General features: G+C 62.0%; 21 protein-coding genes and 2 pseudogenes. 6 read left to right on the forward strand and 17 right to left on the reverse strand.

What is annotated here, in order from left to right:
* Positions 1–260 precede the first annotated feature (260 nt).
* A complete protein-coding gene (locus tag NL528_RS31385) occupies positions 261–1,226 on the reverse strand; it encodes an ABC transporter substrate-binding protein (RefSeq protein ID WP_309178250.1) in 966 nt (321 codons plus the stop codon).
* A gap of 444 nt (positions 1,227–1,670) precedes the next feature.
* On the opposite strand from NL528_RS31385, the gene NL528_RS31390 reads away from it, so the two are divergent.
* Entirely contained in the window at positions 1,671–2,435 is a 765-nt protein-coding gene (locus tag NL528_RS31390) for an MBL fold metallo-hydrolase (RefSeq protein ID WP_309178251.1), read from the forward strand.
* Positions 2,436–2,491: 56 nt separating this feature from the next.
* Here the strand turns inward: NL528_RS31390 and NL528_RS31395 are convergent, their stop codons facing one another.
* The 7 genes from NL528_RS31395 to NL528_RS31425 form a co-directional block, all read right to left on the reverse strand.
* Positions 2,492–3,802, reverse strand: coding sequence for a sorbosone dehydrogenase family protein (locus NL528_RS31395; protein ID WP_309178252.1), 1,311 nt, complete (start codon positions 3,800–3,802; stop codon positions 2,492–2,494).
* A gap of 440 nt (positions 3,803–4,242) precedes the next feature.
* Positions 4,243–4,398 carry a hypothetical protein gene (locus NL528_RS31400; protein WP_171985732.1) on the reverse strand — a complete coding sequence of 52 codons (156 nt, stop codon included), beginning with the start codon at positions 4,396–4,398 and terminating at the stop codon, positions 4,243–4,245.
* Positions 4,399–4,603: 205 nt separating this feature from the next.
* Positions 4,604–5,671: an alpha/beta hydrolase gene (locus tag NL528_RS31405; protein WP_309178253.1), complete on the reverse strand. Its 1,068-nt coding sequence runs from the start codon at positions 5,669–5,671 to the stop codon at positions 4,604–4,606.
* A gap of 371 nt (positions 5,672–6,042) precedes the next feature.
* Positions 6,043–7,503: an NAD(P)/FAD-dependent oxidoreductase gene (locus NL528_RS31410; RefSeq protein WP_309178254.1), complete on the reverse strand. Its 1,461-nt coding sequence runs from the start codon at positions 7,501–7,503 to the stop codon at positions 6,043–6,045.
* A 224-nt stretch (positions 7,504–7,727) separates the two neighbouring features.
* On the reverse strand, positions 7,728–9,158 hold the full coding sequence (ahcY, locus tag NL528_RS31415) for an adenosylhomocysteinase (protein ID WP_309178256.1): 1,431 nt from the start codon (positions 9,156–9,158) through the stop codon (positions 7,728–7,730).
* A gap of 78 nt (positions 9,159–9,236) precedes the next feature.
* Positions 9,237–10,433: a methionine adenosyltransferase gene (metK, locus tag NL528_RS31420; RefSeq protein ID WP_309178258.1), complete on the reverse strand. Its 1,197-nt coding sequence runs from the start codon at positions 10,431–10,433 to the stop codon at positions 9,237–9,239.
* A gap of 61 nt (positions 10,434–10,494) precedes the next feature.
* The gene (locus NL528_RS31425; RefSeq protein ID WP_309185092.1) at positions 10,495–11,850 is read right to left on the reverse strand and encodes a hypothetical protein; all 1,356 of its coding nucleotides are present in this window, start codon (positions 11,848–11,850) and stop codon (positions 10,495–10,497) included.
* 276 nt (positions 11,851–12,126) lie between these two features.
* On the opposite strand from NL528_RS31425, the gene NL528_RS31430 reads away from it, so the two are divergent.
* Complete coding sequence (locus NL528_RS31430) at positions 12,127–13,806, forward strand: caspase family protein (protein WP_309178259.1); 1,680 nt, start codon at positions 12,127–12,129, stop codon at positions 13,804–13,806.
* A gap of 470 nt (positions 13,807–14,276) precedes the next feature.
* On the forward strand, positions 14,277–14,591 hold the full coding sequence (sugE, locus tag NL528_RS31435) for a quaternary ammonium compound efflux SMR transporter SugE (RefSeq protein ID WP_309178261.1): 315 nt from the start codon (positions 14,277–14,279) through the stop codon (positions 14,589–14,591).
* Between the two features lie 39 nt (positions 14,592–14,630).
* On the opposite strand, the gene NL528_RS31440 is transcribed toward sugE, so the two are convergent.
* Positions 14,631–15,755 carry an amidinotransferase gene (locus NL528_RS31440; protein ID WP_309178262.1) on the reverse strand — a complete coding sequence of 375 codons (1,125 nt, stop codon included), beginning with the start codon at positions 15,753–15,755 and terminating at the stop codon, positions 14,631–14,633.
* 412 nt (positions 15,756–16,167) lie between these two features.
* Positions 16,168–16,314, reverse strand: coding sequence for a hypothetical protein (locus tag NL528_RS31450; RefSeq protein ID WP_309178263.1), 147 nt, complete (start codon positions 16,312–16,314; stop codon positions 16,168–16,170).
* Between the two features lie 488 nt (positions 16,315–16,802).
* Here NL528_RS31450 and NL528_RS31455 point away from each other — a divergent pair, with 488 nt between their 5' ends.
* A complete protein-coding gene (locus NL528_RS31455; RefSeq protein ID WP_309178264.1) occupies positions 16,803–17,813 on the forward strand; it encodes a hypothetical protein in 1,011 nt (336 codons plus the stop codon).
* On the opposite strand, the pseudogene NL528_RS31460 reads toward NL528_RS31455, so the two are convergent.
* Positions 17,710–18,244 (reverse strand): annotated as a pseudogene (locus NL528_RS31460) (SOS response-associated peptidase family protein); the annotation flags it as partial. The gene NL528_RS31455 and the pseudogene NL528_RS31460 overlap by 104 nt on opposite strands.
* Positions 18,245–18,550: 306 nt before the next feature.
* On the opposite strand from NL528_RS31460, the pseudogene NL528_RS31465 reads away from it, so the two are divergent.
* Both NL528_RS31465 and NL528_RS31470 read left to right on the forward strand, forming a co-directional pair.
* Positions 18,551–18,679, forward strand: a pseudogene (locus tag NL528_RS31465) (serine hydrolase); the annotation flags it as partial.
* Positions 18,660–19,979 (forward strand): serine hydrolase domain-containing protein, encoded by a 1,320-nt coding sequence (locus tag NL528_RS31470; protein WP_309178265.1) that lies wholly within the window; start codon positions 18,660–18,662, stop codon positions 19,977–19,979. The pseudogene NL528_RS31465 and the gene NL528_RS31470, both read left to right, overlap by 20 nt.
* A 181-nt stretch (positions 19,980–20,160) precedes the next feature.
* Here the strand turns inward: NL528_RS31470 and NL528_RS31475 are convergent, their stop codons facing one another.
* From NL528_RS31475 to NL528_RS31500, 6 genes are all read right to left on the reverse strand, one after another.
* Positions 20,161–21,279, reverse strand: coding sequence for a cobalamin-independent methionine synthase II family protein (locus NL528_RS31475; protein WP_309178266.1), 1,119 nt, complete (start codon positions 21,277–21,279; stop codon positions 20,161–20,163).
* Between the two features lie 84 nt (positions 21,280–21,363).
* Positions 21,364–22,080 carry an ABC transporter ATP-binding protein gene (locus NL528_RS31480; protein WP_309178267.1) on the reverse strand — a complete coding sequence of 239 codons (717 nt, stop codon included), beginning with the start codon at positions 22,078–22,080 and terminating at the stop codon, positions 21,364–21,366.
* A complete protein-coding gene (locus tag NL528_RS31485; protein ID WP_309178269.1) occupies positions 22,073–22,825 on the reverse strand; it encodes an ABC transporter ATP-binding protein in 753 nt (250 codons plus the stop codon). Before NL528_RS31485 ends, NL528_RS31480 begins: the two co-directional genes overlap by 8 nt.
* Complete coding sequence (locus NL528_RS31490; RefSeq protein WP_309178270.1) at positions 22,822–23,853, reverse strand: branched-chain amino acid ABC transporter permease; 1,032 nt, start codon at positions 23,851–23,853, stop codon at positions 22,822–22,824. The genes NL528_RS31485 and NL528_RS31490 overlap by 4 nt, the downstream gene beginning before the upstream one ends.
* A 7-nt stretch (positions 23,854–23,860) precedes the next feature.
* Entirely contained in the window at positions 23,861–24,730 is an 870-nt protein-coding gene (locus tag NL528_RS31495) for a branched-chain amino acid ABC transporter permease (RefSeq protein ID WP_309178271.1), read from the reverse strand.
* A gap of 132 nt (positions 24,731–24,862) precedes the next feature.
* Positions 24,863–26,035: an ABC transporter substrate-binding protein gene (locus NL528_RS31500; RefSeq protein WP_309178272.1), complete on the reverse strand. Its 1,173-nt coding sequence runs from the start codon at positions 26,033–26,035 to the stop codon at positions 24,863–24,865.
* Between the last annotated feature and the right edge of the window lie 161 nt (positions 26,036–26,196).

A 26,196-nucleotide genomic window follows, 5' to 3' on the forward strand; every position in this document is an offset into this window, starting at 1 on the left:
GGCGGCCTGAGCGTGAGCGGTTCGCCCGCCCAGACAGAGCGCCACCAATACGAATGCGAGACCTAGTCTGACTGAGAAAATGGACATCCGCGTCACCGTCAAGTGTCGTGAAACTATACGCTCAAGACATCAAAAACGCCAGTGCGGCGCCGCTGGCCGTCATATCGCCAAAGACGGCAGGATAGCCCGTTTTTCGTGAGGGCTCCATTCGCGTAGTAGTGCGAAACTCTGCTGGATTCCAATTTCGGAACTAGCAGCGCTCATTCGATAACCTCGTCGGCGCGGATCATGATCGTTGGCGGCACCGTGAAGTTCGAGGCCTTGGCTGTCTTGAGATTGACGACAAGCTCAAACTTTGTCGGCTGCTCGACCGGGATGTCGGCCGGCTTCGCGCCTTTGAGAATGAGGTCGACAATCTCCGCGCCGCGCCGCCATTGCGCGCCATGGTCGGTGCCGTAGGACATAAGACCGCCCGCCTCCGCGAATTCGCGATAACCGTAGACAGCAGGCAAACGCAGGCGGGAGGCGACCGCGGTAATCTCGCTTCGCTGACTTAGCGTGAGGGGGTCCTCGAAGATCACAAGGCCGCCGGCTCCCGCGACCATGCTGGCCTCGAGCTGTGGTGTGATCTCCTCGGGCGAGCGCACCTCAAAGGCCCGGAGTTCGACCTTCGCTAGATGCGCTGCGGACTCGAGCTCCTTGTAAGCGAGGGCCGCGTACGGCGTGCCCGGATTCAAGACCGCGGCAAACAGCGAGGCGGCGGGGGCGATCTCGCGCAACAGCTGAAGCCGGCCGCCCTGCAAGCCAGCCGCCAGGTCCGACAATCCGGTGACGTTGCCGCCGGACCGCGCGAGGCTTGCAACGACCCCCGCGCCGACGGGATCGCCGACCGCCATGAATACAACCGGGATGCCGTCTCCGGCTGCCTTGCCCTCCTTGGCCGCGACCGTCCCAAAACCGGTGACAAGCACATCGGGCTTCATCCGAACGAGGTCGGATGCAAGATCTGACAAGAGTTCCGGCCGGCCTTCCGCGGAGCCATAGACAAAGTGCAGGTTCTGTCCGTCGACATAACCAAGCTGATCGAGACGGCGCAAAAAATTTGGCACGAAGTTGCGATCCTCGCCCGGAAGCAAGGCGAGGTAAGCGATCGTGAATGATTTCGCTTTTTGAGCGCCAGCCCTGTGCGCGATGCCGAGGAGTGCGGCACCGGCCAGTATTTTCATCAACGACCTCGCCCCCAAAGTCCATCCAGCTTAAGCGCGCAGGGCGCAATTAGCGTAGGGCGTAGCGTAATCCGCCATTCATCGACGATAAATGGGTGGGTTATGCCTTTGCTACCACACCTTGGGCTGAAAGGCCTCGGTTCTTCAGAGTACGTCCGTAGCGGGCGGCGGTCACATCTGCCCGCATTTCACGCTTCCACCTCACAATCCGTTGTCTTGACGCCAAGCAAGACGTGCACGATGTTAAATGATACTCATCATTTAAAACGAGGTTGGCATGAAGCGTCGCGATGTGATGAAACTGGCGTCTCTGGCCATGCTTCCCATGATTCGCGCGCAGCAACGGCAAGTTCGGATCGCAAGACGCCTGCGTTGAGGTACAAGGTATTTACTGCCACTCGTCCCGGCCTTAACCGTGATCTGCCGCCCGGTAAGGAGTCCCTGATGTGGGTCGCCAATTCGGCGACGCTGATCTACGGAGAACGGGACGCGGTTCTCGTCGACAGTTTCCTTACGGTGGACCAGTCCAGGGGTTTGGCCGACGCGATCGTTGCGAGCGGAAAGAGGCTGAAGGCGATTTATGTCACGCATGCGCATGGCGATCACTTTTTTGGGATAAAGGTCTTGCAGGACCGGTTCCCGGACGTGAAAGCACTGGCGACGCCTGAGGTCGTCGCCAAGATGAAGCTTCAGATCACACCGGCGCAATTGAATGGCCGATGGCGCAAGCTGTTCCCAAATCAAATTTCAGACGTGATTTCCATCGCGGATCCGCTGGACGGCGATGAGATTGATTTGGAAGGAAGCAAACTGGTCGTTGCAAGAGTTGGGCATACGGACACTGACGACACGACGTGTCTTCACGTTCCATCCATCGGATTGGTCGTCGCCGGCGATGCCGTCTATAACGGCATTCATCCATTTCTTAACGAATCGAACCGACAAACCCGGCTGCAATGGATTGCCGCGCTCGACAAAATCGACGCTCTGAAACCGTCAGCGGTTGTTGCGGGACACAAGATTCCCAGCAACGACGACAATCCGCAAACTGTGGAACAAACGCGCCAGTACATCCGCGACTTCATTCGGTTGAATGACGCGACGAAGACTGTCCGGGAGTTCTATGACAAGATGCTGGAGCTTTATCCCGATCGTGCCAATCCTGGTTCGCTGTGGAGTTCTGCCACTGCTGCCAAGGCGGAGTCGTAATGCGTTGGCGGAAACCGCCGACACGCCTGCATTCTCCGGCCTAGGCCGCTACGCGTTCAGCCCTGCGCTTCGCCCGTGACGCGCCAAATCACATCGCCGACATCGTCCGCGACCAGGAGGGAGCCGTCGGGACCGAGTGTTACCCCGACCGGTCGTCCATAGGACTCCCGCTCGTCCGGTGCGAGAAACCCCGACAGAATATCCCGCGGCGGACCTGCCGGGCGGCCGTTCACGAACGGCACGAACACGACCTTGTAGCCGCTCAGCGTGCTGCGGTTCCAGGAGCCGTGCTGCCCGATCGCCATGCCGTCGGGAAAGCCCGGAAGCGTGCCGGCCGGCATCCAGCACAGGCCGAGCGAGGCGGTGTGCCCGCCGAGCGCGTAGTCCGGCGTGATGGCCTTGGCGACCGCGGCCGGATCCTGCGGCACGCGATCGTCCACCGTCTGGCCCCAGTAGCAATAGGGCCAGCCGTAAAAACCGCCTGATCGGACCGAGGTCAGATAGTCCGGCGGTGTCTCGTCGCCGAGGCCGTCGCGCTCGTTGACCACCGTCCAGAGCACGCCGGTTTGAGGCTCCCATGCCAGTCCCACCGGGTTGCGCAGCCCGCCGGCAAAGATGCGGCTGCTGCCATCGGCGAGATCGAGCTCGTAGATCGCGGCCCGGCCTTCCTCGACCGCCATGCCGCTCTCGGCGATGTTGCTGAGCGAGCCGACCCCGGCATAGAGCTTCTTGCCATCGGGGCTCGGCAGCAGGCTCCTCGTCCAGTGCCCGGAAGGCTTGAAGGTGGTGAGTTTCTTCCCCGGCGCAGTGATGCGGTCGGCGCCCGCAGCATATGGGAAGGCCACCACGCCGTCGGTGTTGCCGACATAGAAGGTGTCGCCCACGAGCGCCATGCCGAACGGCTGGCTCAATCCCTCCATGAAAATCCCGCGCTGCTCGGCAACGCCGTCACCGTCAGGGTCGCGCAACAGGGTGATGCGGTTCGCGCTTTCGCCGAGCGCGGAGGCACGTCGCATCGTCGCCTGCATCGCGTAGCTGAACACGCTCCGGATCGGTCCGGCGACCTGATTGGACTCGGCAATGAGGACGTCGCCATTGGGCAGCACATTGATCCAGCGCGGATGTTTCAGGCCAGTCGCAAACGCATTGACCTTGAGCCCCGGCGCCGCCACCGGCTTCTGCCCGTCGCTCCACCCCCTCGCCGTCGGCATCTTGAGCGTCGGGATCGCGCCCTGCGGTTTCGCCGCCGGCACCACCGGCGCGCTGCCCCAGGCCGGCTCAGGCGCTGCGCCCTGCAGCCGGCGCCACAGCAGCGCGGCAGCGCCGATGATCGCGACTATTCGCGCAAAAATTCCGGAAAAGCTCATGTCATTCCTCTCTTGATCGCGCGCACCCTATCCGACACCAACGCGCGTTGAAAACCTTATCGTGGAGTATGGGCCCACCGGCAGATGGGCGAACGTGGCCCGACGGGCAAATCACAAAAAGCTGTCCAGCCCTGTTTCAAAAGATATTTCGCTTAACCCGTCGGACTCGCCCCATTCCCGCCCGAGCGAGGAGCGTTTCGCGATCGTCACGAACGTAGGGCGAGATGCGATGGACGCGGCGGAGTCGGCGCGCCATGGTGATGGCCGGGCGACTCCTCTTGGAGCCCGTGAGCGATCGACCGGCGCACAGACGAACGGCGCTGATTCCACCTTCCCGCCGAAGCTTTAGCGAAGGCGGCAAGCCGGGCGACGACAACCGTGGCTGTTTGAAAACTGAATCAGGAAATCCGGCGAGCAGCGAGCAGCGAGCGAGCGGCCGCTCAGTTCCGCGCCATTGCCTGCAGGCCCTTGAAGGTCAGGCGCTTGGGGTCTTTGACGCCGGCAAGATAGAGCCTGCGGATGAAGGCAACGACCGCCTCGCGGTCGCAATCGGTCAACGCGACCACGGCGTCGACGGCAATTCGCTGGGCGTCCATGGGCTTCCTCGTGCTGTCAGCAGCCTCAAGCCTCACAACCTCAAGCCCTGCAGCGTAGGCGGCGCCGGTTAATCCGCCGTTAACCTTCCGACTACCTTCGCCGATTCGAAAGGAGCCACGAATACGCGAAACAACGCATAGGACCATCGGACGCAGGCGCCGAACGGCCGCCGCACCGGCCGTTCAAGCACCCGCAATGGTGCGGTCAATAACCGGCGACGTCGATCACGGCCTGCGCAAAAGCCTGCGGGGCTTCCTGGGGCAGATTGTGCCCGATACCGCCGCTGATGAGCCGGTGCGCATATTTGCCGGTGAATTGTTTGGCATAGGAAGCGGGCTCCGGATGTGGCGCACCATTGGCATCGCCTTCAAGGGTAATGGTTGGCACCGCGATGACAGGCGCAGCCGCAAGCCGCTTTTCCAGATCGGCATATTTGGTCTCGCCTTCGGCAAGACCCTGCCGCCAGCGATAATTATGGATCGTGATGCCGACGTGATCGGGATTGTCGAGGGCAGCCGCGCTGCGATCGAAGGTGGCGTCATCGAAGGCCCATTTCGGCGAGGCGATCTGCCAGATGAGTTTCGCAAAATCGTGCCGGTATTTTTCGTAGCCGGCGCGGCCGCGTTCGGTGGCGAAATAGAACTGGTACCACCACTGCAGCTCGGCTTTTGGCGGCAGCGGCATCTTGCCGGCTTCCTGGCTGCCGATCAAATAGCCGCTCACCGAGACAAGCGCTTTGCAGCGTTCCGGCCAGAGCGCCGCCATGATGTCGGCCGTGCGCGCTCCCCAATCGAAGCCCGCGACGATGGCTTTCTCGATCTTGAGCGCGTCCATCAAGGCGATGGCATCGACCGCGATCGCCGACGGCTGGCCATTGCGGAAGGTACCGCCGGAAAGAAAGCGCGTGGTGCCATAGCCGCGCAGATAGGGGACGATCACGTGGTAACCCGCCGACGCCAGCAGCGGCGCGACGTCGACAAAACTGTAAATGTCGTAGGGCCAGCCGTGCAGAAGAATGACGGCGGGACCATCGGCGGGGCCGGCCTCGGCGTAACCGACATTCAGGAGGCCGGCATCGATCTGCTTCAGTGCGGTGAACGATGTGTTCGTGCCCGGCTTGATCGCGGCCGCGCCAGCCGGTTTTCCGGTGCTGGATTGCGCGGCCGCCGAACCCGTCATGATGAACTGGGCCGCGGCGATGGAGCTGGCCGCGATGCCAAAAAAGCGGCGGCGCTGATGATCAATTTGTTCGGACGTGGTGATCGGCTGCATTTGAAGCTCCCTGGTTTGATGACCGGATTGGAAATATGTTGCCCCCGCTGCGATTGCCTGCCCGATAACGATGGGCGGACAGAGTGGTTCAATCCAATCGCATGCGATTTATTCACATGCGATTGTTATTGGCCAGGCCGGCTTCCGGATGTCAACCCTTCCGATTTAATCGGATGTGATATATATGGGTGCGAGACTTCACATCATCGTGTGATTGCAAGGCTGCCGATCGAGCCCGTCGCCCAGGCCTCCGGCCTGACGCCGGAAGATTCAAAGATGCAAAAGGGCGCCGTGACGCTTCGCAACAATCTCATCCAGGCCGTGCACGAAGAGCCCTGAACGCGGTCAGCGGCGCTGACGCGCCCTGCCCGTCATGAATACTGCATCACACCGTCATCGACCTTGCCGTAGCGCAGCGTGACGATGTCGAGCGCGTAATTCTGGTAGAGCCGCCACGGCCGTTTCGAGCCTTGCTTCGGCAACTTCGCGATCGAACGCTGCACATAGCCGGACGAGAAATCCAGCGACGGCAGTTCCGAGATCGTGGGATCGAGATTATGCGGCACGCATTGCCGGTAGCCGTGCCGGTCCATGTAGTTGATCAGGCGGCAGACATACTCGCAGGTGAGGTCGCATTTCAGCGTCCATGACGCGTTGGTGTAGCCGAACGCCGAGGCCATGTTCGGTACGTCCGAATACATCATGCCCTTGTAGTTCAGCGTTTTCGCAAAATCGACCTGGCGGCCGTCGACGCTCACCTCGAGCCCGCCAACAACCTGCAGCACAAGGCCAGTAGCGGTCACGATGATGTCGGCCTCGAGTTCGCTGCCGTCCTTCAGCCTGATGCCGTTTTTCGTGAAGGTGTCGATCTCGTTGGTGACGACGGAGGCGCGCTTGTCCTTGATCGACCTGAACAGGTCGCCATCGGGCACCAGGCACAGCCGCTGATCCCAGGGATTGTAACGCGGCGTAAAATGCGTGGCGATGTCGTAGTCCGGCCCGAGCGCCATTTTGACGCCGCCCAGGATCAACTGCTTGACGCGCTCGGGTTTGCGCCTGGAGAGCTGGAAGAAATACATGCCGAACAGCACGTTGCGCCAGCGGATCAGATGATAGGCGAGTTTGGCGGACAGATTGCGCCGCAGTTTGTTGGCGAGCACATCCTCCGCCGGCCGCGCCACCACATAGGTCGGCGAACGCTGCAGCATGGTGACATGGGCCGCACGCTTGGCCATCTCCGGCACCAGCGTCACCGCGGTGGCGCCCGAGCCGATCACGACCACGCGCTTGCCGGCATAGTCGAGTTCCTCTGGCCATTTCTGCGGATGCACGATGCGGCCGGCAAAATCCGCGGTGCCGGCAAACTCCGGCGTATAGCCTTCCTCGTATTTGTAGTAGCCCGAGCACATGAACAGGAAATTGCAGGTGAAGCGCACGATCTCGGTACCGCCCTCGCCGACCTGACGTTCAGCCTCCACCGTCCAGCGTGCATCCTGCGACGACCACGACGCGCGTTTGACGCGATGGTTGAAGCGGATCTTCTTGTCGATGCCGTTGTCGGATGCGGTCTCGCGGACGTAGTTCAGGATCCGCGGCCCGTCCGCGATCGCCTTCGCCTCGGTCCACGGCTTGAACGAATAGCCGAGCGTGAACATGTCCGAGTCGGAACGGATGCCGGGATAGCGGAACAGATCCCAGGTGCCGCCGATGCAATCGCGGCCCTCGAGGATGGCGTAGCTCTTGCCGGGGCACTTTTCCTGCAAATGATAGCCCGCGCCGATGCCGGAAAGGCCGGCGCCGACGATCAGGACGTCGAAGTGTTCGTTTGCCATCGCGGTCTTCCCGGGACGGGCCTCTCGGGTGCCCTGTCACGACCAGTTAGGCAGCAAGCCGGCGAAAAGCAACAAATGAAAGGCCCCGGATTACTCCGGGGCCTATGATATCTACCACCGTCATTCCGGGGCGCGAGTGAAACTCGCGAACCCGGAATCCAGAGGTCGTCGTACGAGATTCCGGGTTCGCGCTCGCGCGCGCCCCGGAATGACGATTTCAACAATCAATAGCGGTAGTGATCCGACTTGAACGGGCCTTCCGGCTTGACGCCGATATAGTCGGCCTGGTCCTTGCGCAGCTCGGTCAGCTTGACGCCGATCTTGGCGAGATGCAGCCGCGCCACCTTCTCGTCCAGCGACTTCGGCAGCACGTAGACCTTCTTCGCGTATTGGCCGTTCTTGTTGTTGGCCCAGAGTTCGATCTGCGCCAGCGTCTGGTTGGTGAACGACGCCGACATCACGAAGGACGGATGGCCCATGGCGTTGCCGAGGTTCACGAGGCGGCCCTCCGACAACAGGATAATGCGGTGCTTGTCGGGGAATTCGATCTCGTCGACCTGCGGCTTGACGTTGGTCCATTTCAGGTTGCGCAGACCCGCGATCTGGATCTCGTTGTCGAAGTGGCCGATGTTGCAGACGATGGCACGATCCTTCATCGCGCGCATGTGCTCGATGGTGATGATGTCCTTGTTGCCGGTGGCGGTGACGAAGATGTCGGCACGAGGTGCCGCATCTTCCATGGTCACGACTTCATAGCCTTCCATCGCCGCCTGCAGCGCGCAGATCGGATCGACTTCGGAGACCATGACGCGGCAACCGGCCTGGCGCAGCGACGCCGCCGAGCCCTTGCCGACATCGCCAAAACCCGCGACCATCGCCACCTTGCCCGACATCATCACGTCGGTGCCGCGGCGAATGCCGTCGACCAGCGATTCACGGCAGCCATAGAGATTGTCGAATTTCGATTTGGTCACGCTGTCGTTGACGTTGATCGCCGGGAACAACAGCTTGCCTTCCTTTTCCATCTGATAGAGCCGATGCACGCCGGTGGTGGTCTCTTCGGAGACACCCTTGATGTTTTTCGCGATCTCGGCGAACCAGCCCTTCGGCTTTTCCTTCAGCAGCTTCTTGATCAGCGCGAAGAAGACTTCCTCTTCTTCGGAGCCCGGCTTGTCGAGGAATTTCACGTCGCCCTGCTCGGCGCGCAGGCCGTGATGCACCAGCATGGTGGCGTCGCCACCGTCGTCGAGGATCATGTTGGGCGTGCCGCCGCCGTGCCAGTCGAACAGCTTTGCGGTGTAGTCCCAATATTCAGTGAGCGTTTCGCCCTTGACCGCGAACACCGGAATGCCGGCGGCGGCGATCGCCGCTGCCGCGTGGTCCTGCGTCGAATAGATGTTGCAGGAGACCCAGCGGATGTCGGCGCCGAGTGCTGCGAGCGTCTCGATCAGGACCGCGGTCTGGATCGTCATGTGCAGCGAGCCAGCGATGCGCGCGCCCTTCAGGGGCTGCTTCGGGCCATATTCCTCGCGCGTCGCCATCAGGCCGGGCATCTCGGTCTCGGCCAGCGAGATTTCCTTGCGGCCGAAGTCGGCGAGCGACATGTCCTTGACGATGTAGTCGGTGAAGGCGGGCTTCTTGGCGACGGCGGTCATGTGGTTGATCCCTTAGAAAAAGCATATTCCGAAAAGCGCTGGTGCTTTCCGGAATACGCAAGACAATTACGGAGAAAGTCAGACGGCGCGCTTCAGCGTCTCGGCGAGATCGGTCTTTTCCCACGAGAAGCCGCCCTCATTATCCGGCGTGCGGCCGAAATGTCCGTAGGACGAGGTTCGCGCATAGATCGGCCGGTTGAGGTCGAGATGCTTGCGGATGCCGCGTGGGGTGAGGTCCATCGCCTCGGCCACAATTTTCTCGAGCTTTTCCTCCGGCACCTTTCCGGTGCCGTGGGTGTCGATATAGATCGACAGCGGCCGCGCCACGCCGATGGCGTAGGCGAGCTGCAGCGTGCAGCGGTCGGCGAGACCGGCGGCAACGACGTTCTTGGCGACATAGCGCGCGGCATAGGCGGCCGAACGGTCGACCTTGGTCGGATCCTTGCCGGAGAACGCGCCGCCGCCGTGGGGAGCCGCGCCGCCATAGGTGTCGACGATGATCTTGCGGCCGGTAAGGCCTGCGTCGCCGTCGGGACCGCCGATGAAGAATTTGCCGGTGGGGTTGACGTGCCAGATGGTCTTGCCGTTGATCCAGTCCTTGGGCAGCGCCTCGCGCACATAGGGTTCGACGCGTTCGCGGACCTGCTCCGAGGTCATGTCTTCGATCAGATGCTGATGCGAGACCACGATCTCGCGCACGCCGACCGGCTTGCCGTTTTCATATTGCACCGTGACCTGGCTCTTGGAGTCCGGGCCCAGCACCTTCTCCATGCCGGAGTGACGTGCTTCCGAGATCAGCCGCAAAATCTTGTGGGCATAGAAGATCGGCGCCGGCATCATATCCGGCGTCTCGTTGGTGGCGTAACCGAACATGATGCCCTGATCGCCTGCGCCTTCTTCCCTGTTGGTGCCGGGCTGCAGCGCGTCCACGCCTTGCGCGATATCGGCGGATTGGGGATGCAGCAGGATCTCGATATCGCAGGTGTTCCAGTGAAAACCTTCCTGCTCGTAGCCGATGTCCTTGATCGCCGCGCGCACCACGCTTTCGATCTGGTCGTTGGTGACGGATTTGGGACCGCGGGTTTCGCCGGCGATCACCACCTTGTTGGTGGTGGCAAGCGTTTCGCAAGCCGCACGGATCGCCCAGGGATCAATCCCCGCCTTCGGACCTTCGCGGAAAAACAGGTCGACGATCTCGTCGGAAATGCGGTCGCAGACCTTGTCCGGATGGCCTTCGGAGACCGACTCTGAGGTGAACAGATAAGACGCGCGCATCGACAAAACCCCTTGTTTCCGCCCGACGTCGGCGGCTCTCTTTGTGAACTATCCCGGAATGTCAGTCGCGACGACGCGAAATGACGTAGGATTCGTCGTAAAACCAAAGCCCGTTATGCTTGCGCAGAACCTCTCTGGTGGCATCGAGGGTCCCGCTGCTTTCTGTCATTTCCGTCAACCGGTCGTCTTCGATCTGGGCGACATACACTGCCGCATTCCACGCTGCAAAGGCTGTCGAGGTTCCGATCGAGCCGGTGACCTCGTTGGGCAGCGCTTCCATATCATAACGGAAGATGGAACGGTTATCGGCATAGGCATTAAAGTTAAGGTCGCGCCCGGCCGATCCGAGCTCGTATTTCACCGCGCGCAATAGCTCATGACGGCTCACAGAGAAAGGATTTTCTCCGGGCCAGACCGCCTGGATGATTTCGAGGCCCGGATCCTGCCCGTGGGAGTGAATTCCAATCAAACGGCCCCCGGCCCGCAACGCCCGCGCGAGCGGTGCAATAATGCGCTTGGCACGGAAATTCACAGAGGATTTGGCCCGGTAGGGCTGGGAAGCGATCACAAGATCGAAATTGGCCTCGGAACGGCCCGCCCGGGGGATGATCGAATCAAGCAGGAACCGGTGATCCTCCCGGTACAGAACCAGCGCCACCGGGCGTTCATAGATCGGCATGCCCGAGCGCGGGCTGACATTGGCGCGCCAGTTCTGCTCAAGAAATGGGCCGAGTTCCGCGATCTGGGTCTCGAAATCGCCGGAAGACGCTCCCCGGAGCCCGACTTCGTGCCAGATCATGCCCGCCGCGGCCGCAGGCGAAGCCGGGGTCAGCCAGGGCGCCTCGGCATAATACATATTGGTCAGCACAAAGACGGTCGCCGGATGCTCGAACAGCCGGTCCGGCACCTTGTCGAGCGTGAGCCGGACGTCCTCGAGGCTGAGCTCCTTGCCGGCGATATAGAACGGCATATGGGGAAAGCGGCCATGCATGGAGCGCATCACCCGCGCCAGCACCGTGCCGTCGCCGACGCCGGCATCGAACACCCGCAGCGCTGGCGGCCGGGGGTGAAGGCTGGAGAGTTCCAGCGCCACCCGTTCGGCGATCACCCGCTTTTCGCTGCAGGTATGGACGAACAGCAGGTATTTCTGGCGGTTCTCGAAAAAGCGGAAATTGCCCCGTGGATCGCGCTTCTCCGGCGGCACCTGGAGACCGCGCGGCGGCGGCAGCCCGCCTGGCGTGGACGCCGCGATATAGGCCTGGATCCGGTCCAGCGTGTCGATGGTGATGCGCTTGCCCTCGCGCAAGCGATGCACCAGCTTGCCGTCGTTGACGGCGCGGCGGCCAAACGTCGTCTCCGCCATGTCGGCCTGGCGGCAGAATTCGGAGATCTGGCTCAGTATCTGGTCGTTTTTCATCGGGCCGGGGTTTGGGAAGCGCGGGTGGGCAGCGGCGGTTGCCAGGGCTGTCCTACCATCATCTGCCCAACGGGGGAAATGAACCCGTGCTCGTCCACACGCAACAAAACCGGGGATGCCCCTTTCCGTCATTGCGAGCCACCGGGTCGGCGCGAAGCGCCGCCCGACGATAAACTCCGCGAAGCAATCCATCGCGCGACGAAAAGAAAGTATGGATTGCTTTGTCGCTTACGCTCCTCGCAATGACGGCTCAACCTACCTACCGAGGTCTGTTTGATGCGCCGACCGATCCTGATGTTGACCTTGCTCACCGCCGCGCTGTGGGCGGCGCCCGCTTTCGCCCAATCCAACGCTCAGCTCGGGCCGCTCTGCACCAGCGAAGGCACCCCGGCCGATGCGCAGATCGCGGCCTGCAACAAGATCATCGCGCTGAAGGTGTTTTCCGGCGAGAAGCTGGCGACGATCTATTTCTGGCGCGCGGTGGGCTGGAACAAGAAGGGCAATTACGCGCAGGTGATCGCGGACGCGACCGAAGCGATCCGGCTACAGCCCAATATCCCCTCCTACAATCTGCGCGGCTCCGCTTATTACGACAAGGGCGAATACGACATCGCGATAGCGGACTTCAACGACGCGCTGCGGATGGGACCGCAGGGCGGCATCGTCTATCACAACCGCGGCAACGCCTATCGCTCCAAGGGCGACTACGCAAAAGCGATCGCCGATTACGATGCCGCGATCAATCCGAAGGAAGCCTATTCCTGGCAAAACCGCGGCGCGTCGAAACAGGCGCTCGGCGATCTCGACGGCGCGCTGGCCGACATCAACGAAGCGATCCGTCGCAATCCGGCATTGCCCTCGCCCTTGATCAACCGCGCGGTGATCTGGCGCGCCAAGGGCGACCTCGACCACGCCATCGCTGATAGCACCGAGGCGATCCGACTGGCGAAGGCCCGCGCGCCCGTCAACGTGATGACACCCCCCGCCAGCGTGCTGATATCGGCCTTTAGCGAGCGCGGCCTCGCCTATGAGGCCAAGGGCGACGACGACCACGCCAGGCAGGATTACGCCGCAACGCTCGAAGGCATTGCCTCCGACGCCGGAAGCAAGGCCAATCGGGCCATGGCGAAGGTACGCCTGTCGTTGCTGCAGGAAGCTGCGGCGACCCCTCCGCGGACCACGGACTCGACGCCGGCACCGACCGGCGCATCAAGCCCGACTTCCCCATCACCGACCGGCCGGCGTGTCGCGCTGGTGATCGGCAACGGCGCCTATACGCATGTCAGGGCGCTGCCCAATCCGCCCAACGACGCGCATTCGGTCGCCAAGAGCTTGCGCGATATCGGCTTTGCCGTCTCGGAAGGCATCGACCTCGACCGCAGCGCGATGCAGAAGACCATCCGCGATTTTTTGCTGCAGGCGGCGCGTTCGCAGGTCGCCGTGGTCTATTACGCCGGCCATGGCGTGCAGATCGATGGCCGCAATTATCTGGTGCCGGTCGACCTTCAGTTTCAGGCGGGTAGCCGCATGACTGACGCCATGGTCGACATGGACACCATCATGGCCGGCCTCGACGATCAGCTCCGCACCAACATCTTGATCCTGGATGCCTGCCGCAACAATCCGATGGCGCCGCAAATTGCGTCCGCCGGCGCCAACCGCGGCATCGAAGCCGGATCGGGATTGGCAGCACCAACGTCGCTCGGCGCCGGTTCGACGCTCGGCGCCGGCACGCTGATCGCGTTCGCGACCGCGCCGGGACAGGTCGCACTCGACGGCGAAGGCGCCAACAGCCCGTTCTCGGCGGCGCTATCGCGCCATATCGGCACGCCCGGGCTCGAGGTGCAGCAAATGCTGACACGGGTGCGCGCCGAAGTTGTCGCGACGACGAAGAGCAAACAGGTGCCGTGGTCGAACTCGTCGCTGCTCGGCGAGGTTTATCTGGCGGAGAAGTGAGGCGGCCCTACTCCCCCATGCGCTGCGCGGCGAAGGCGCCGTTCGGTTGATGAAAGATCAGTTTATCGACGGTCATCCCGCCGCGAAATTCGACGACGAAGCCCTCCAGCTCGACGATGCGTAACCTGCTTCCCTGTCGGGCGCGAGGCGATAGGCCGGCCGGTAGCCTGACTTCAGCACAAGGCAGCCTTCGCTATCAAGGGTGACGCGCTGGCTTATCGCGCCGAGCTTGAAGTGGCCGACGCATCGCGCGCGGTACGCGGTAAGTTCAAAGACGTTGGCGGATATCCGCCTTGGTGCGCATTACGGACTCAGGTTGGACATCGCGCCAGGTCCGAAAGTGCCATTCCGTGGGTCTCCCAGTGCACTGCGAAGTAGGCTACAGACCCCCTGACCGCGATGTGCAAGAACGGCAGAGATGAACTGAGATGAGCAAACATTTTGAGCAAACATTTTGAGGAGGATCTCCCATGGCTTGGCTCTTCCTGCTCGTTGCTGGCCTGTGCGAGGTCGCCTGGGCGATCGGCCTCAAATACACGGAAGGATTCTCGCGCCTGTTACCCGTGATCGGCACAGTCGCAGCCATGGTGGCCAGTATTGGATTCCTGGGCCTAGCCCTTAGGTCGCTGCCGGTCGGTACGGCCTATGCGGTGTGGACGGGCATTGGCACCGTCGGCACCGCGGCGCTCGGTATCTATCTTTTCAATGAGCCCACGACGTTGTTTCGGCTTGCCTGTATCGGCCTCATTCTCTCGGGCATCATCGGACTAAAAATCACCTCATAGTCCGTGCGGCGCGATGTGGATCTCGCGGAGGGTCGGCGCTTAAAAATAGCTCTCCAACGTGCCGCGCCGCCGGATGTCGAGCGTGGCGCAGTGGAAGGCGCCGCCAAATGCGGCGTAATGCAGGAACTCGCATGGAATCGGTTCGAATCCCCATTTCTCCATCGCACGCATTGTTACTGTATGATGGGGATCAACGATGACGCGCTTCTCGTCCACTGTCAGCACGTTCATGTTGAGCCATTTCCCGCATAGCGACGTGATCTTGAGCATACGATCAGTGATCGGGTCCGGCTCCGGGGCCACAAGGATGTCCCATTTTTTCAAGATGGCCGGGAGACGGTCGACGTCTATGTATTCGGGATTGATCAGAATCTTGCCGGGCCCAAGCGGCAATATAGTGGTATCGATGTGCATCGGATTGGGACAACGGCTCTCGATCTCATGAATGCGATAACCGTCCCCAAGATGGCGACGCAGCCATTCAATACCGGACGCATTGGTTACGTTGCTGCGGATCACGAACAGGTCGCGCCCGCAGCGAAAGAAATCGGCGGCGTCGAAGACCGGTTCGAATTCAGTCAGGATATACGAGATCGGCTCGCCTTTTTCGGGGACGCGAAACTCTGCATCGAACAGCTCGTTCGTCAGTTGCGGCCTGGGCGCGGCAGTCCAGCGCGCGCCGCGTCGGAAATAATCCTTCAGGATCGGACGATAGGAGTGCGTCTCAAAGTAGCGACACGGCCAAACCATCGGCGTTTCGATGATCTCGTCGCCGATCACGAGCATGCTGTCGCGCGGGCAGCTATTGCAGAACCCGTGCGAAGACCATTCCGGCGTGCTGAAGCGTTTCTTGTGATCAACCGGTTCCGGCCGCGTCACCACGATGCCCAGCGACTGTAACAGCGCAACAAAGCCATCAAGCTCGCGCTGCGCCGGTTCGATCATGATCTTTGGATAACGGAAGCCTGAGAGCAGCGACTGGGCCCGCGCAGCCATGCCCGGAACGTTGCAGGTGACAACCGGATGGTCGGACGGGATGACCGCGCCCTCGAGCCTTCCGACGATTACTTCCTCCAGCGGATCCCACTCATTGTGCGAGTTCACTGGAGAAACCCGGCCCGCCGGGGCGGCGTCCGGGCCGATCGTACGCGTGACCATGTCCATCGCATGAGGCCTCTGAGGGCTACAACGGTCGCGCATCCGGGAGGTTCCAACGGGAGGCGGTCGGCGGGCGATGAGTTGGCGTAATCCAGGACCGGGGACGGCTCGTATGCGTTAGATTCGAAAGACTGGAGCGGCCTGCCGACTCAACTGAGACGTCGAAGCAGGCATTAGCGTCAAAGTGTCCAAGCCCGCTTTGGGTCAACGCTTCACTTTGACCCTGCGCCGCTTACTTCCGGTCTACGTCGATAAACCAGACATACTGACGGTTGTCATGTCTCAAAGGTGCTAACAACGGAACTCATTCGATCACCTCGTCGGCGCGGGCGAGGACTGTCGGAGGCAGCTCGATCCCTAACGCTTTTGCGATGCGGAGGTTGATCCTAAGATCGAACTTGGTAGGGCGCGGCCAGCGCTACATTGAAGAGCTGACTGAGCCGCAGGGCTTAAGGGTATTGATCGAGTGCCCGTGCAAGCACCCTTCATGTTTCTGGGCGAAGGCAAGCAAGCCCATGATCATCAAAGCCGCCAGAACAAGTCCGTCCACGAGGTTCTTCATCATGGCTACCACTCCACGGGGTTAGCTCACTACGTAGCAGGCGACCGCGCCGCCAAACATGATGAACACCGTGGGCGCAGCCGTCAACGCGCTGCAAGACCGATTCGAGCCCGGTCGACCATGTCGGTTCCTGGGGGCAAAGCTGACTTGGCGCTTGCGAGCCCGGACTTCTGAGTTTGCATGGATCATCGCGGGCGCGCGGCTTGGCGATCCCATCCTAACAGAGCGGGCAGCAACTCGCGGCCCGATCCACCACGCACATCCAAAGTAGGAGAAGACACGCCGCCGGGATCGAGCTTTCGCCATGGCAAAATAAGCTAGACAATTCGACACGATCCTGCTTCACTACAACCATTGATAGAATCTGTTTTTGTTTCAGGTAAACATGAGTAGTCAGCGGATGTTTATCGGAGCTGGCATTCCGCTGCTCGTGACGCAAAATTCTTCGAGTTCGCTACGTTCGGCGAATAGTTACCTAGGCTGGAGGGGCTATGACCACCAAACACCTTCGCATTGGGGCCATCATCGCGGTTCTGTTACAATTTGGCGCCGGAGCATTGGCGAGCGCCGCCGAGATCGGCACGAAGTTTCCCGACGGCTTCCCGGTGATCCGCAACTTCTATCTCGGCCAGCCGGTGATTGGCTTTGGCTCCCATATCGGCCGCATCGAGCGCGTCCCAGTGATCTTCCTCCACGGCAACAACGACACCCCGTTCGCGACCGCCTGCAACCCCTTTGGCCGCATCCACGCCTTCGCGCAATTCTTCCTCGATCACGGCTACCGCCCGAGCGAGCTCTGGGGGCTGGGTTATCAAGGCGATCAGTGCGATCTGGTGCAGGACAATACCCATCGCTCAGGCGTCTCGCACACTACTGCCGCGGCTGTGCCGATCCTGCGCGAATTCGTGCAGGCGGTCCTCGACTTCACTGGCGCCAAGCGCGTCGACATCGTCGCCCACAGTCTCGGCGTCACCGTGGCCCGGGAATGGATGCTGCAGGACAACGCCTATCGCACGGTGCGGGCGCTCGTCGCCATCGACGGACCCAATCATGGCATCATTGACTGCTCGCCCAGCCCGGTCAACTTCTACCAGCTGGCGAGCGGCGGCGGCTTCACGCCGAACAGCGCGGTATGCGACGAGTACGGTTCCGACCACACCCAGTTGCTCACAGTACTGAACGCCGCGGGCGAGACGCCGGGTCCCACTCGTTACCTGGTAATCCGCAACAAGCCAGGAACACCGGACTTCGTCTACAACAGCCTGCAGGACGGCGCCCTCCCCGGCGTTCCCGCCGAGGATCGCGACGGCAAACCGCATGATTTCACCGCCAGCGCCGGCCTCGCCGGCGCCGGGACGATCGACCTTGTCGGCCAGGGTCTATTCGACACGGTCCTCTTCACCGCCCATCTCGGGATCCTGAACTCTCCCGACACGCGCAACGCCGCGCTGCAGTTCTTGACCTCGTTACCAGGACGGGCCGATCGGGAGGCCGCAAAGTAGAGCAAGGCTTAGAGCAAACACCGGGCAGCGGCCTCTGTAGTACCCGCGCCTCATCCCATGGCGCGCGCATCCAGACGTCACGCTCCTCCTCGCCCGTCAGGATCGCCGGCATGGCTTTGGGGTGGGTCGGTTCGACGATGGCATTCGGTGCAGTTGTCAGGAAACCATAGACCAGATGCGGGGCAGGAATGGGTTTCGACTTGGTACCTCTGTCTCCCCTGAATTCGGTCATGCCAGCGAATGCGAACGGCGGACGATCCTCATTCAGGGCGAACCACACGACGTCCTTCTTTTTGGTGTCGGGGTTCGTCGGGCGCGTATTCCGCCAAGCTGTTCGCCGGGACCAGACAGCGGTTCTCTGGCTTGAGCCAAGCCCACCAGTGCGGCGACGACGTGTTCCTGATGTTGGTGACTGGGTATCCGACAGCACGCGCTAACCTTTCCGGACAGCGTCTTGGCTCGGGTTGACAAGGTCATCGAATGAAGGCGAATGACTTCCGCTCCTGGCACGTTTGAGACATGCCGACTGACGCCGGCAATGTCTGCGTTCTGGGCTATTTCGGAAGTCCCGTTTCAGGCTCGTCAGGACCGGTTTTGACCCTGGCTGTGTCAAAGCGGAAGTTGCCAAGGGCCCAGGCCGACTGGCAATTGCGGCGGGAATCCAGTGAATAAACTATTTGACGTCATTACCCGGCGCACTACCCTGAAGTTCAGCGAAGCTTTTTTGTCAGGGACGCGCCGGCGGCTGCGATATGGTGATCGACCCCAAGCAGGACATGTTCGTGCTGCTTGAGCAGACGCCTTCGGAACGCCAGCGTGTCCAGCGGACCCTCGAGCAGATCGTCCATGAATCGTTGGAGAACTGACGTTTTGGCGGGGCGTCGCCTTGTTGCGGCGGCGCTTGCGATTTTGTTTATCGGCGGCTGGCCGCACGAGGTGCGAGCCGGATCCCAGGAGCCGCCGTCCCAAGCGCCGCTCGCGCCAACTTTCTCACGCGCGGCCCTTGATCGTATTGGCGATTACGTTCGCAACGAAGTCGCGACAGGCAAGATTCCCGGCGCGATTTTGCTGATCCAGCAGCACGGCAAGCCGGTCTATTTCGAATGTTTCGGCGTGCGGGATCCCGAGACCGGGCAGCCGATGACGCCGGACGCGATTTTCCAGATCTATTCGATGTCGAAGGCCGTCACCTCGGTCGCCGCGATGATGCTGGTCGACGACGGCAAGCTGGCCCTCGATGATCCCGTATCGAAATACATTCATTCCTTTGCGGATGCAAAAGTCGGCGTCGATCTTTCCGATGAAGCAGGACAATATCCGCTCAAGCTCGAGCCGTTGAAGCGCCCGATCACGATCAGGGATCTGCTGCGGCACACGTCGGGTATCACTTACGGCTTCTTCGGCGAAAGCGCGGTGACGAAACTCTATGCCAATCCCCAACTGTACGCCGGCGATTTCGACAACGCCGAATTCGCCGACCGGATCGCGACACTGCCGCTCGCCGATCAGCCCGCAACGCGTTGGAATTACAGCCATTCAACCGACGTACTCGGCCGTGTCGTCGAGGTGGCCTCGGGGCAGTCGCTGTTTCAATTCGAAAAGCAGAGACTGTTCGATCCGCTCGGCATGTCCGATACCGCGTATTATGTCGCGGATAAAGCGAAGTGGCCGCGCATCGCCAGGTCATTTCCTGTCGATCGCTTTCGGGTGGCCGGAATCAAGGATCCGACATTGCCGCGGCGCTGGGAATCCGGCGGCGCGGGCCTGGTCTCGACGATCGGGGACTACGCCCGCTTCCTGCAAATGCTGCTGAACGGAGGCAAGCTGGACGGCAAGCGGTACCTCAAGTCCGAGACGGTCGCACTGATGACGTCGGATCAGATCGGGCCGGAGACCGGGATCATTCATGACCCCTTCTATTTTCCGGGTCCGACCAGCGGCTTCGGTCTTGGCTTTGCCGTGCGCACCTCACCGCCGCCGAACACGACATGGCCGTTGGGTGAATACCGCTGGGACGGCGCGGGCGGCAGCTTCTATTTTGTCGATCCCCAGGACGACATGCTCGTTATCTGCATGGTGCAGGCCCCGACGCAGGGCGGTCGTATCCAACTGGCGCTGAAGACGATCATGTTTGAGGCGCTGGGCAAGGGCCTGCGCAAGGATTGACAATCGCTGGATCCCCGTTTCGCCCTTCGTTCGAACCCCTTGGAAGTACGATGCCGCCACGAACACACTCGTCACGCCCGGACTTGATCCGGGCATCCATCAATCTTCAAAGAAGATGGATTGCCGGGCATGGGCGAGCGGAAGCGACGCCGTCCTTCGGACGGCAACGACGGAGAAGCGCCTACTTCCCCCACACCTCGTTGGCGACGTCGACCGCGAGCTTCAGTTTGGCCCACTGCTCTTCCTCGGAGAGGATGTTGCCCTCCTCGGTCGAGGCAAAGCCGCATTGCGGCGACAACGCGAGCTGATTGAGCGGCGCGAATTTCGCTGCCTCCTCCAGCCGCCGCTTGATGTCGTCCTTCTTCTCGAGTTCGCCGAACTTCGAGGTGATGACGCCGACCACGACGATCTTGTTGCCCTTCGGCAGATAGCGCAACGGCTCGAAGCCGCCGGCACGGTCGGAATCATATTCGAGGAAATAGCCGTCGTAATTGGTGCCGCTCAGCATGGTCTCCGCCACCGGCTCGTAGCCGCCGGAAGAAATCCAGGTAGAACGGAAATTTCCGCGGCAAACATGGGTCGTGATCACCATGTCGGCCGGCCGCTCGGCGATCGCGTAGTTGATGATGCGGGCGTAGATTTCCTGCAGGCCATCGGGATTGTCGCCGCGCTCGCGGGCCTTTTGCAGTTCTTCCTGCGAGCACAGATAGGCCCACACGGTGTCGTCGAACTGCAGATAGCGGCAGCCGGCGTCGTAGAACGCCTTCACCGCCTTGCGGTAGGTCTTGCCGAGATCCTGGTAGAACGCATCGAGATCGGGATACACCTCCTTCGAGATCGCCTTGCGGCCGCCGCGGAAATGCAGCACTGCCGGCGACGGGATCGTCATCTTCGCCGTGACATGCGCCGTGTCGCACTGCTTCTTCAGAAAGCGGAAGTGATCCAGCATCGGATGATTGTGGGGAAAGTCGATCTTGCCGATCACGCGAATGGCGTCGTGCCGGGTCTCAACGCCCGCGAACTGAATCCCCGTGTCGGGATGGAAAAGCTCGCAGCCGGTGAGATGGCTGAGAAAATCGAAATGCCACCACGAGCGGCGGAACTCGCCGTCGGTCGCAAGCTTCAGGCCGATCGAGGCCTGCTTGTGTACGACCTTCTCGATCTCCAGATTCTCCGCCTTGCGCAGGTCCTCGGCGGTGATCTCGCCCTTCTCCAGTTTGGCGCGCGCTTCCTTGATGCGCGGCGGCCGCAACAGGCTGCCGACCTCGTCGGCGCGGAAAGGGGCTTTGGTTCGCTGCATGGTCGTCAACTCCTGAGATTATAGCGTTTTCAAGCGAAGTGGGTACCGGTTCGCGTGAAGAAAACGCGTCAAACAAAAAGACATTCAATGTGCGGCGGCGCCCGAGACGCCAAGGAAGCGCTCGAGCACAGCGGGATCGGCCTTCAGGGCAGTGCTTGCCGCGTCGTGGACGATCGCGCCGCGCTCCAATATCACAACACGATCGGCCAGCCCCAGAATCTTTTGCGCATTCTGCTCGACAATGATCGAACAGATGCCGCCGGCGCGGGTGATTGTGCCGAGCGCCCTCAGCAGCTCCTCGACGATGATCGGCGCCAAACCCTCGGTCGGCTCATCCAGCAGCAGCACTTTTGGATTCAGCGTCAGCGCCCGGCCGATCGCCAGCATCTGCTGCTCGCCGCCGGAGAGCTGGTTGCCGAAATTATTGCGGCGCTCCTTCAGGCGCGGGAACATCTCGTAGATTTTTTCAACCGTCCACGGCCCGGGCTGCGCCACGGCCGTCATGTTTTCCTCCACCGTCAGCGAGCGGAAGATATTGCGCTCCTGCGGTACCCAGCCGATCCCGGCCCGCGCCCGCTGGTCCGGCCGCATTGGCGTCAGATCAAGCCCGCCGAGCCCGACAGTGCCGCCGAACCGGCGGGTGACGCCGACGATCGAATTGATCAGCGTGGTCTTACCGGTGCCGTTACGGCCGAGCAGCGCCAGCACCTGGCCTTCGGCGAGCGAAAGCGTCATGCCCGGCAGCACCACCGCCTCGCCATAACCGGCGCGCAGGCCTTCGATGGTGAGTAGGTCAGACATCGGCGGCCTCGCCGAGATAGACCGCCTTGACCTGCGGATCGCGCGCCACTTCGCCCGGCGGGCCCTCCACCAGCATGGCGCCGTTGACCAGCACCGAGATGCGGTCGGCGAACGAGAACACCAGATCCATGTCGTGCTCGATCAGCAGCACCGTGACATCCCGCGGCAGGGCCGCGACCGCGGCCAGAATATCGTGACGCTCGCTTTCGGGGACGCCGGCAGCGGGCTCGTCGAGCAGCAACACGCGCGGCTTGGTCGCAATCGCGACCGCGATTTCGAGCAGGCGCTGCTTGCCGTAGGGCAAAGTGGCGGTGAGGTCGTTCATCACGTCGAGCAGGTGAAAGCGGCCAAGCGTCTCCGCGATCTCGCCATTGACGTCGCTGCGCGTGCCCATCCGCCGCCACCAGTCGCCGCCGCGGCCGAGCCGTTCGGAGACCGCGAGCCCGATGGTCTCGAGCGGCGTCAGATCGGCATAGAGCTGGTTGATCTGGAAGGTGCGCGACAGCCCGCGCAGCACCCGCTTGTGAACCGGCAAATCGGTGATGTCGTTGCCTTCCAGCAGGATGCGTCCGGCATTGGGCTTGAGCATGCCGGTCAGGAGATTGATGACGGTGGTCTTGCCGGCGCCGTTCGGCCCGATCAGCGCATGGCGGGCGCCCTGCTCGACGCTGAGCGAAAGGTCGCGCGTGACCCGGAGGCCGCCGAACGATTTTTCCAGGCCTTTGGTTTCCAGTGCGACAGTCATGACGCATCACTTTCGGGAACGGCAACGACGGCCTTGCGGCCGGCGAATTGCCGGATGACGAGGTTCGGCAACCACAAGGCCCAGCGATGAATCCGCGCGCGGCCGACCAGCACGATCACGACAAGCACGAGGCCGATCCAGAATTGCCAGTATTGCGGCGTGATGGTCGAGAAGAACTCCTGCAGCATCGTAAACACGACGGCGCCGATCAGGCCGCCATAGAGATAGCCGGTGCCGCCGATCACCAGCACCAGCATCAGATCGGCGGAGCGTTCGAACGAAAACACGTCGAGCGAGGCCAGCGCCGTGGTCTGGGTGAACAGCGCGCCCGATATGCCGGCATAAAAGGCCGCCAGCGTATAGACCGCGATCAGGCGGCGGTTGACGGGCACGCCAATTGCCGCGGCGCGCAGCGGATTGTTCCTGATCGCACGCAGCGAGAGGCCGAACGGCGAGTGGACGACGCGGCGCGCCAGCAGGAACAGCACGAACAACACGATCAGCGAATAGAAGAAGCCGGTCTTGCCGAACATGTCGAAGGCGAAATACCCAAGGATCGGCTGCATCTCTATGCCCTGCAGCCCGTCGGTGCCGCCGGTGATGTCGGAATAGCGTTCCGCCAGCGCCTCCAGTAGCAGCGCGATCCCGAGCGTCACCATCAGCCGGGTCAGGTCGACGCCGCGGATCACCAGGAAACTGGTGAGAAAGCCAAGCACGGTGGCGACCAGGCCTGCCGCGACCAGCGCGATGACCGGCTCGTTGATGACGCCATGCAGCGCCATCAGCCCAGCCGAATAGGCGCCGACGCCGAAAAACGCGGCGTGGCCGAGCGAGACGATGCCGGCATAGCCGAGGATCAGGTCGAGCGAGAGCGCAAACAGCGCCAGCCGCACGATGTCGGTCATGATCAGATAGCGGGAGGGAAACAGGAACGCGCAGACAGCTGCGAGAATCCAGAACACAATCTCGGCCGGACGCCAACGGGCGCTGGCCATCGCATGGGATGAGAGGTCGGGAAGCGCGGTCATCGCAAGCTCAACGCGTAGCGGTGCGGCCGAACAGGCCGTTTGGGCGCCAGATCAGGATCACGATCATGATGGTGTAGATCACGAAGGGGCCCATCTTCGGCACGTAATATTTGCCGGCGACGTCGCCGATGCCGAGCAGCAGCGAGGCCAGAAACGGCCCGGTGATGCTGGAGGAGCCGCCGACCGTCACCACGATCAGGAAGTAGATCATGAATTTCAGCGGGAAATACGGATCGAGCCCGAGGACTTCCGCGCTCAGCGCGCCGCCGAGGCCGGCAAGGCCGCAGCCGAAGGCAAAGGTGAAGGCGAAGACCTGCGGCACATTGATGCCGAGCCCGCCGGCGGCGCGCGGATCGTCCACCGCGGCGCGCAGGCGGCTGCCAAACCGCGTGCGGGCCAGGATCAGCTGCAATGCTACCGTGAGCAGGCCGCAGATCACGATCATCATCAGCCGGTAGCGGCCGATGCCGACGCCGAAGAAGTCGAACTGGCCCTCCAGCGCCGCCGGCAATTTGATGAAGATCCGCGACGATCCCATGATGTAATCGACCGCCGCGACCGACATGAAGACGAGCCCGACCGAGAACAGCACCTGGTCGAGATGGCTTCGCGTGTAGAGATGCCGGTACAGCGCGCGTTCCAGCACCACGCCGATCAGCGCGCTGGAGACGAAGGCCAGCGGCAGGCCGGCGAAGAACGGCCAGCCGGAATTATTGACCAGCACAGCGCAGACATAGCCGCCGGTCATGGCGAAGGCGCCATGCGCGAGATTGACGAAGTTCATCAGCCCGAGCGTCACGGCGAGGCCGCAGGCCAGCACGAACAGCAGCATGCCGTAGGCGACACCGTCGAACAGGATTGTGAACAGCGTGGTCATTCAGGGAATGTCCCAGAGCCTTTGGAAACCGTCATTCCGGGGCAGCGCGCAGCGCTGAACCCGGAATCTCGCGCGACAATTTCGAGATCCCGGGTTCGCGCTCGCGCGCGCCCCGGGATGACGACTTCGTCGTCACTTCTTGGTCTTGCCGGAATCCTTCACCGCCTCGAAGGTCTGGAACTCGACGTTGTAGAGTTCGCCATCGACCTTCTCGACCTTGCGGATGTAGATGTTCTGCACGATGTCGCGGGTTTCCGGATCGATCGAGATCGGGCCGCGCGGGCTTTCCCACTTCATGCCCTTCATCGCCGCGATCAGTTCATCGCCATCGGTCTTGCCGCCGGTCTTCTTCAGCGCCTCATAGATCAGGTGGATGCCGTCATAACCGCTCACCGCCATGAAACCCGGACGCGAGTTGAAGGCCTTCTTGTAGGCGGCGACGAACTCCTTGTTCATCGCCGACGGATGCGCCGCGGAATACAGATGCGCGGTGACGGTGCCGAGCGCCGCGTCGCCCATGCCGTTGAGCAGATCGTCGTCCATGACGTCGCCGGGGCCGATCACCTTGATGCCAGCCTTGTCGAGCCCGCGCTCGGCATATTGCTTCATGAAATTGCCGCCCTGGCCCGCCGGCACGAACACGAACACCGCGTCGGGCTTGGCATCCTTCATCCGCTGCAGGAAGGGCGCGAAATCGGGATTGGCCAGGGGCACCTTGACCTCTTCCACGATCTCGCCGCCGCCGGCGGTGAAATTCTGCTTGAAGAAGGTCAGCGCGTCGTTACCCGGCGCGTAGTCGGAGGTCAGCGTTGCGACCTTCTTGATGCCGTTCTTGGCGGCCCAGTCGCCGATGATGGTGGACGACTGCGCCAGCGTGAAGGAGGTGCGCACGATATAGGGCGAGCGCTCGGTGATGATCGAGGTGCCGGCCGCCATCACGACTTCCGGGATTTTGCCCTGCGTCGCCAGCGGTGCTGCGGCAAGGGCTGCCGGCGTCACGCCGAAGCCCGCGATGAAATTGACCTTGTCGTTGACGATCAACTCCTGCGCGGCGGTCTTGGTCTTGTCCGGAAGAGCGCCGTCATCCTTCAGGATGATTTCGATCTTCTTGCCGGCGACGGTGTCGCCATGCTGCTGCATATAGAGCTTGATGGCGTTGTCGATCTGCTTGCCGGTCGACGCCTGGCCGCCGGTCATCGGCAGGATCAGGCCGATCTTGACGGCGTCCTCGGCCTGGGCAGGCGCCGCGGCGGCTAAGGCTGCCACGGCGCTTGCGGCCAGCAATATTTGACTGCGGATAGACATGAAATTTTTCTCCCCCTGATCGGTCGTGTACCTTGAGCCGAGTCCCCGGCCTTGCCTCACCATAGCCCAGATTTTTCGGCCGTGTAGCGAGGCGACATGGCGTCTTCCGGCGGCTTGTTGTCAATCGGGCGAAGGATGGGCTGCCGGCCCGAGGCCAGTCC

It is taken from the genome of Bradyrhizobium sp. Ash2021 (assembly GCF_031202265.1).
In the GTDB taxonomy this organism is placed as follows: Bacteria; Pseudomonadota; Alphaproteobacteria; order Rhizobiales; family Xanthobacteraceae; genus Bradyrhizobium.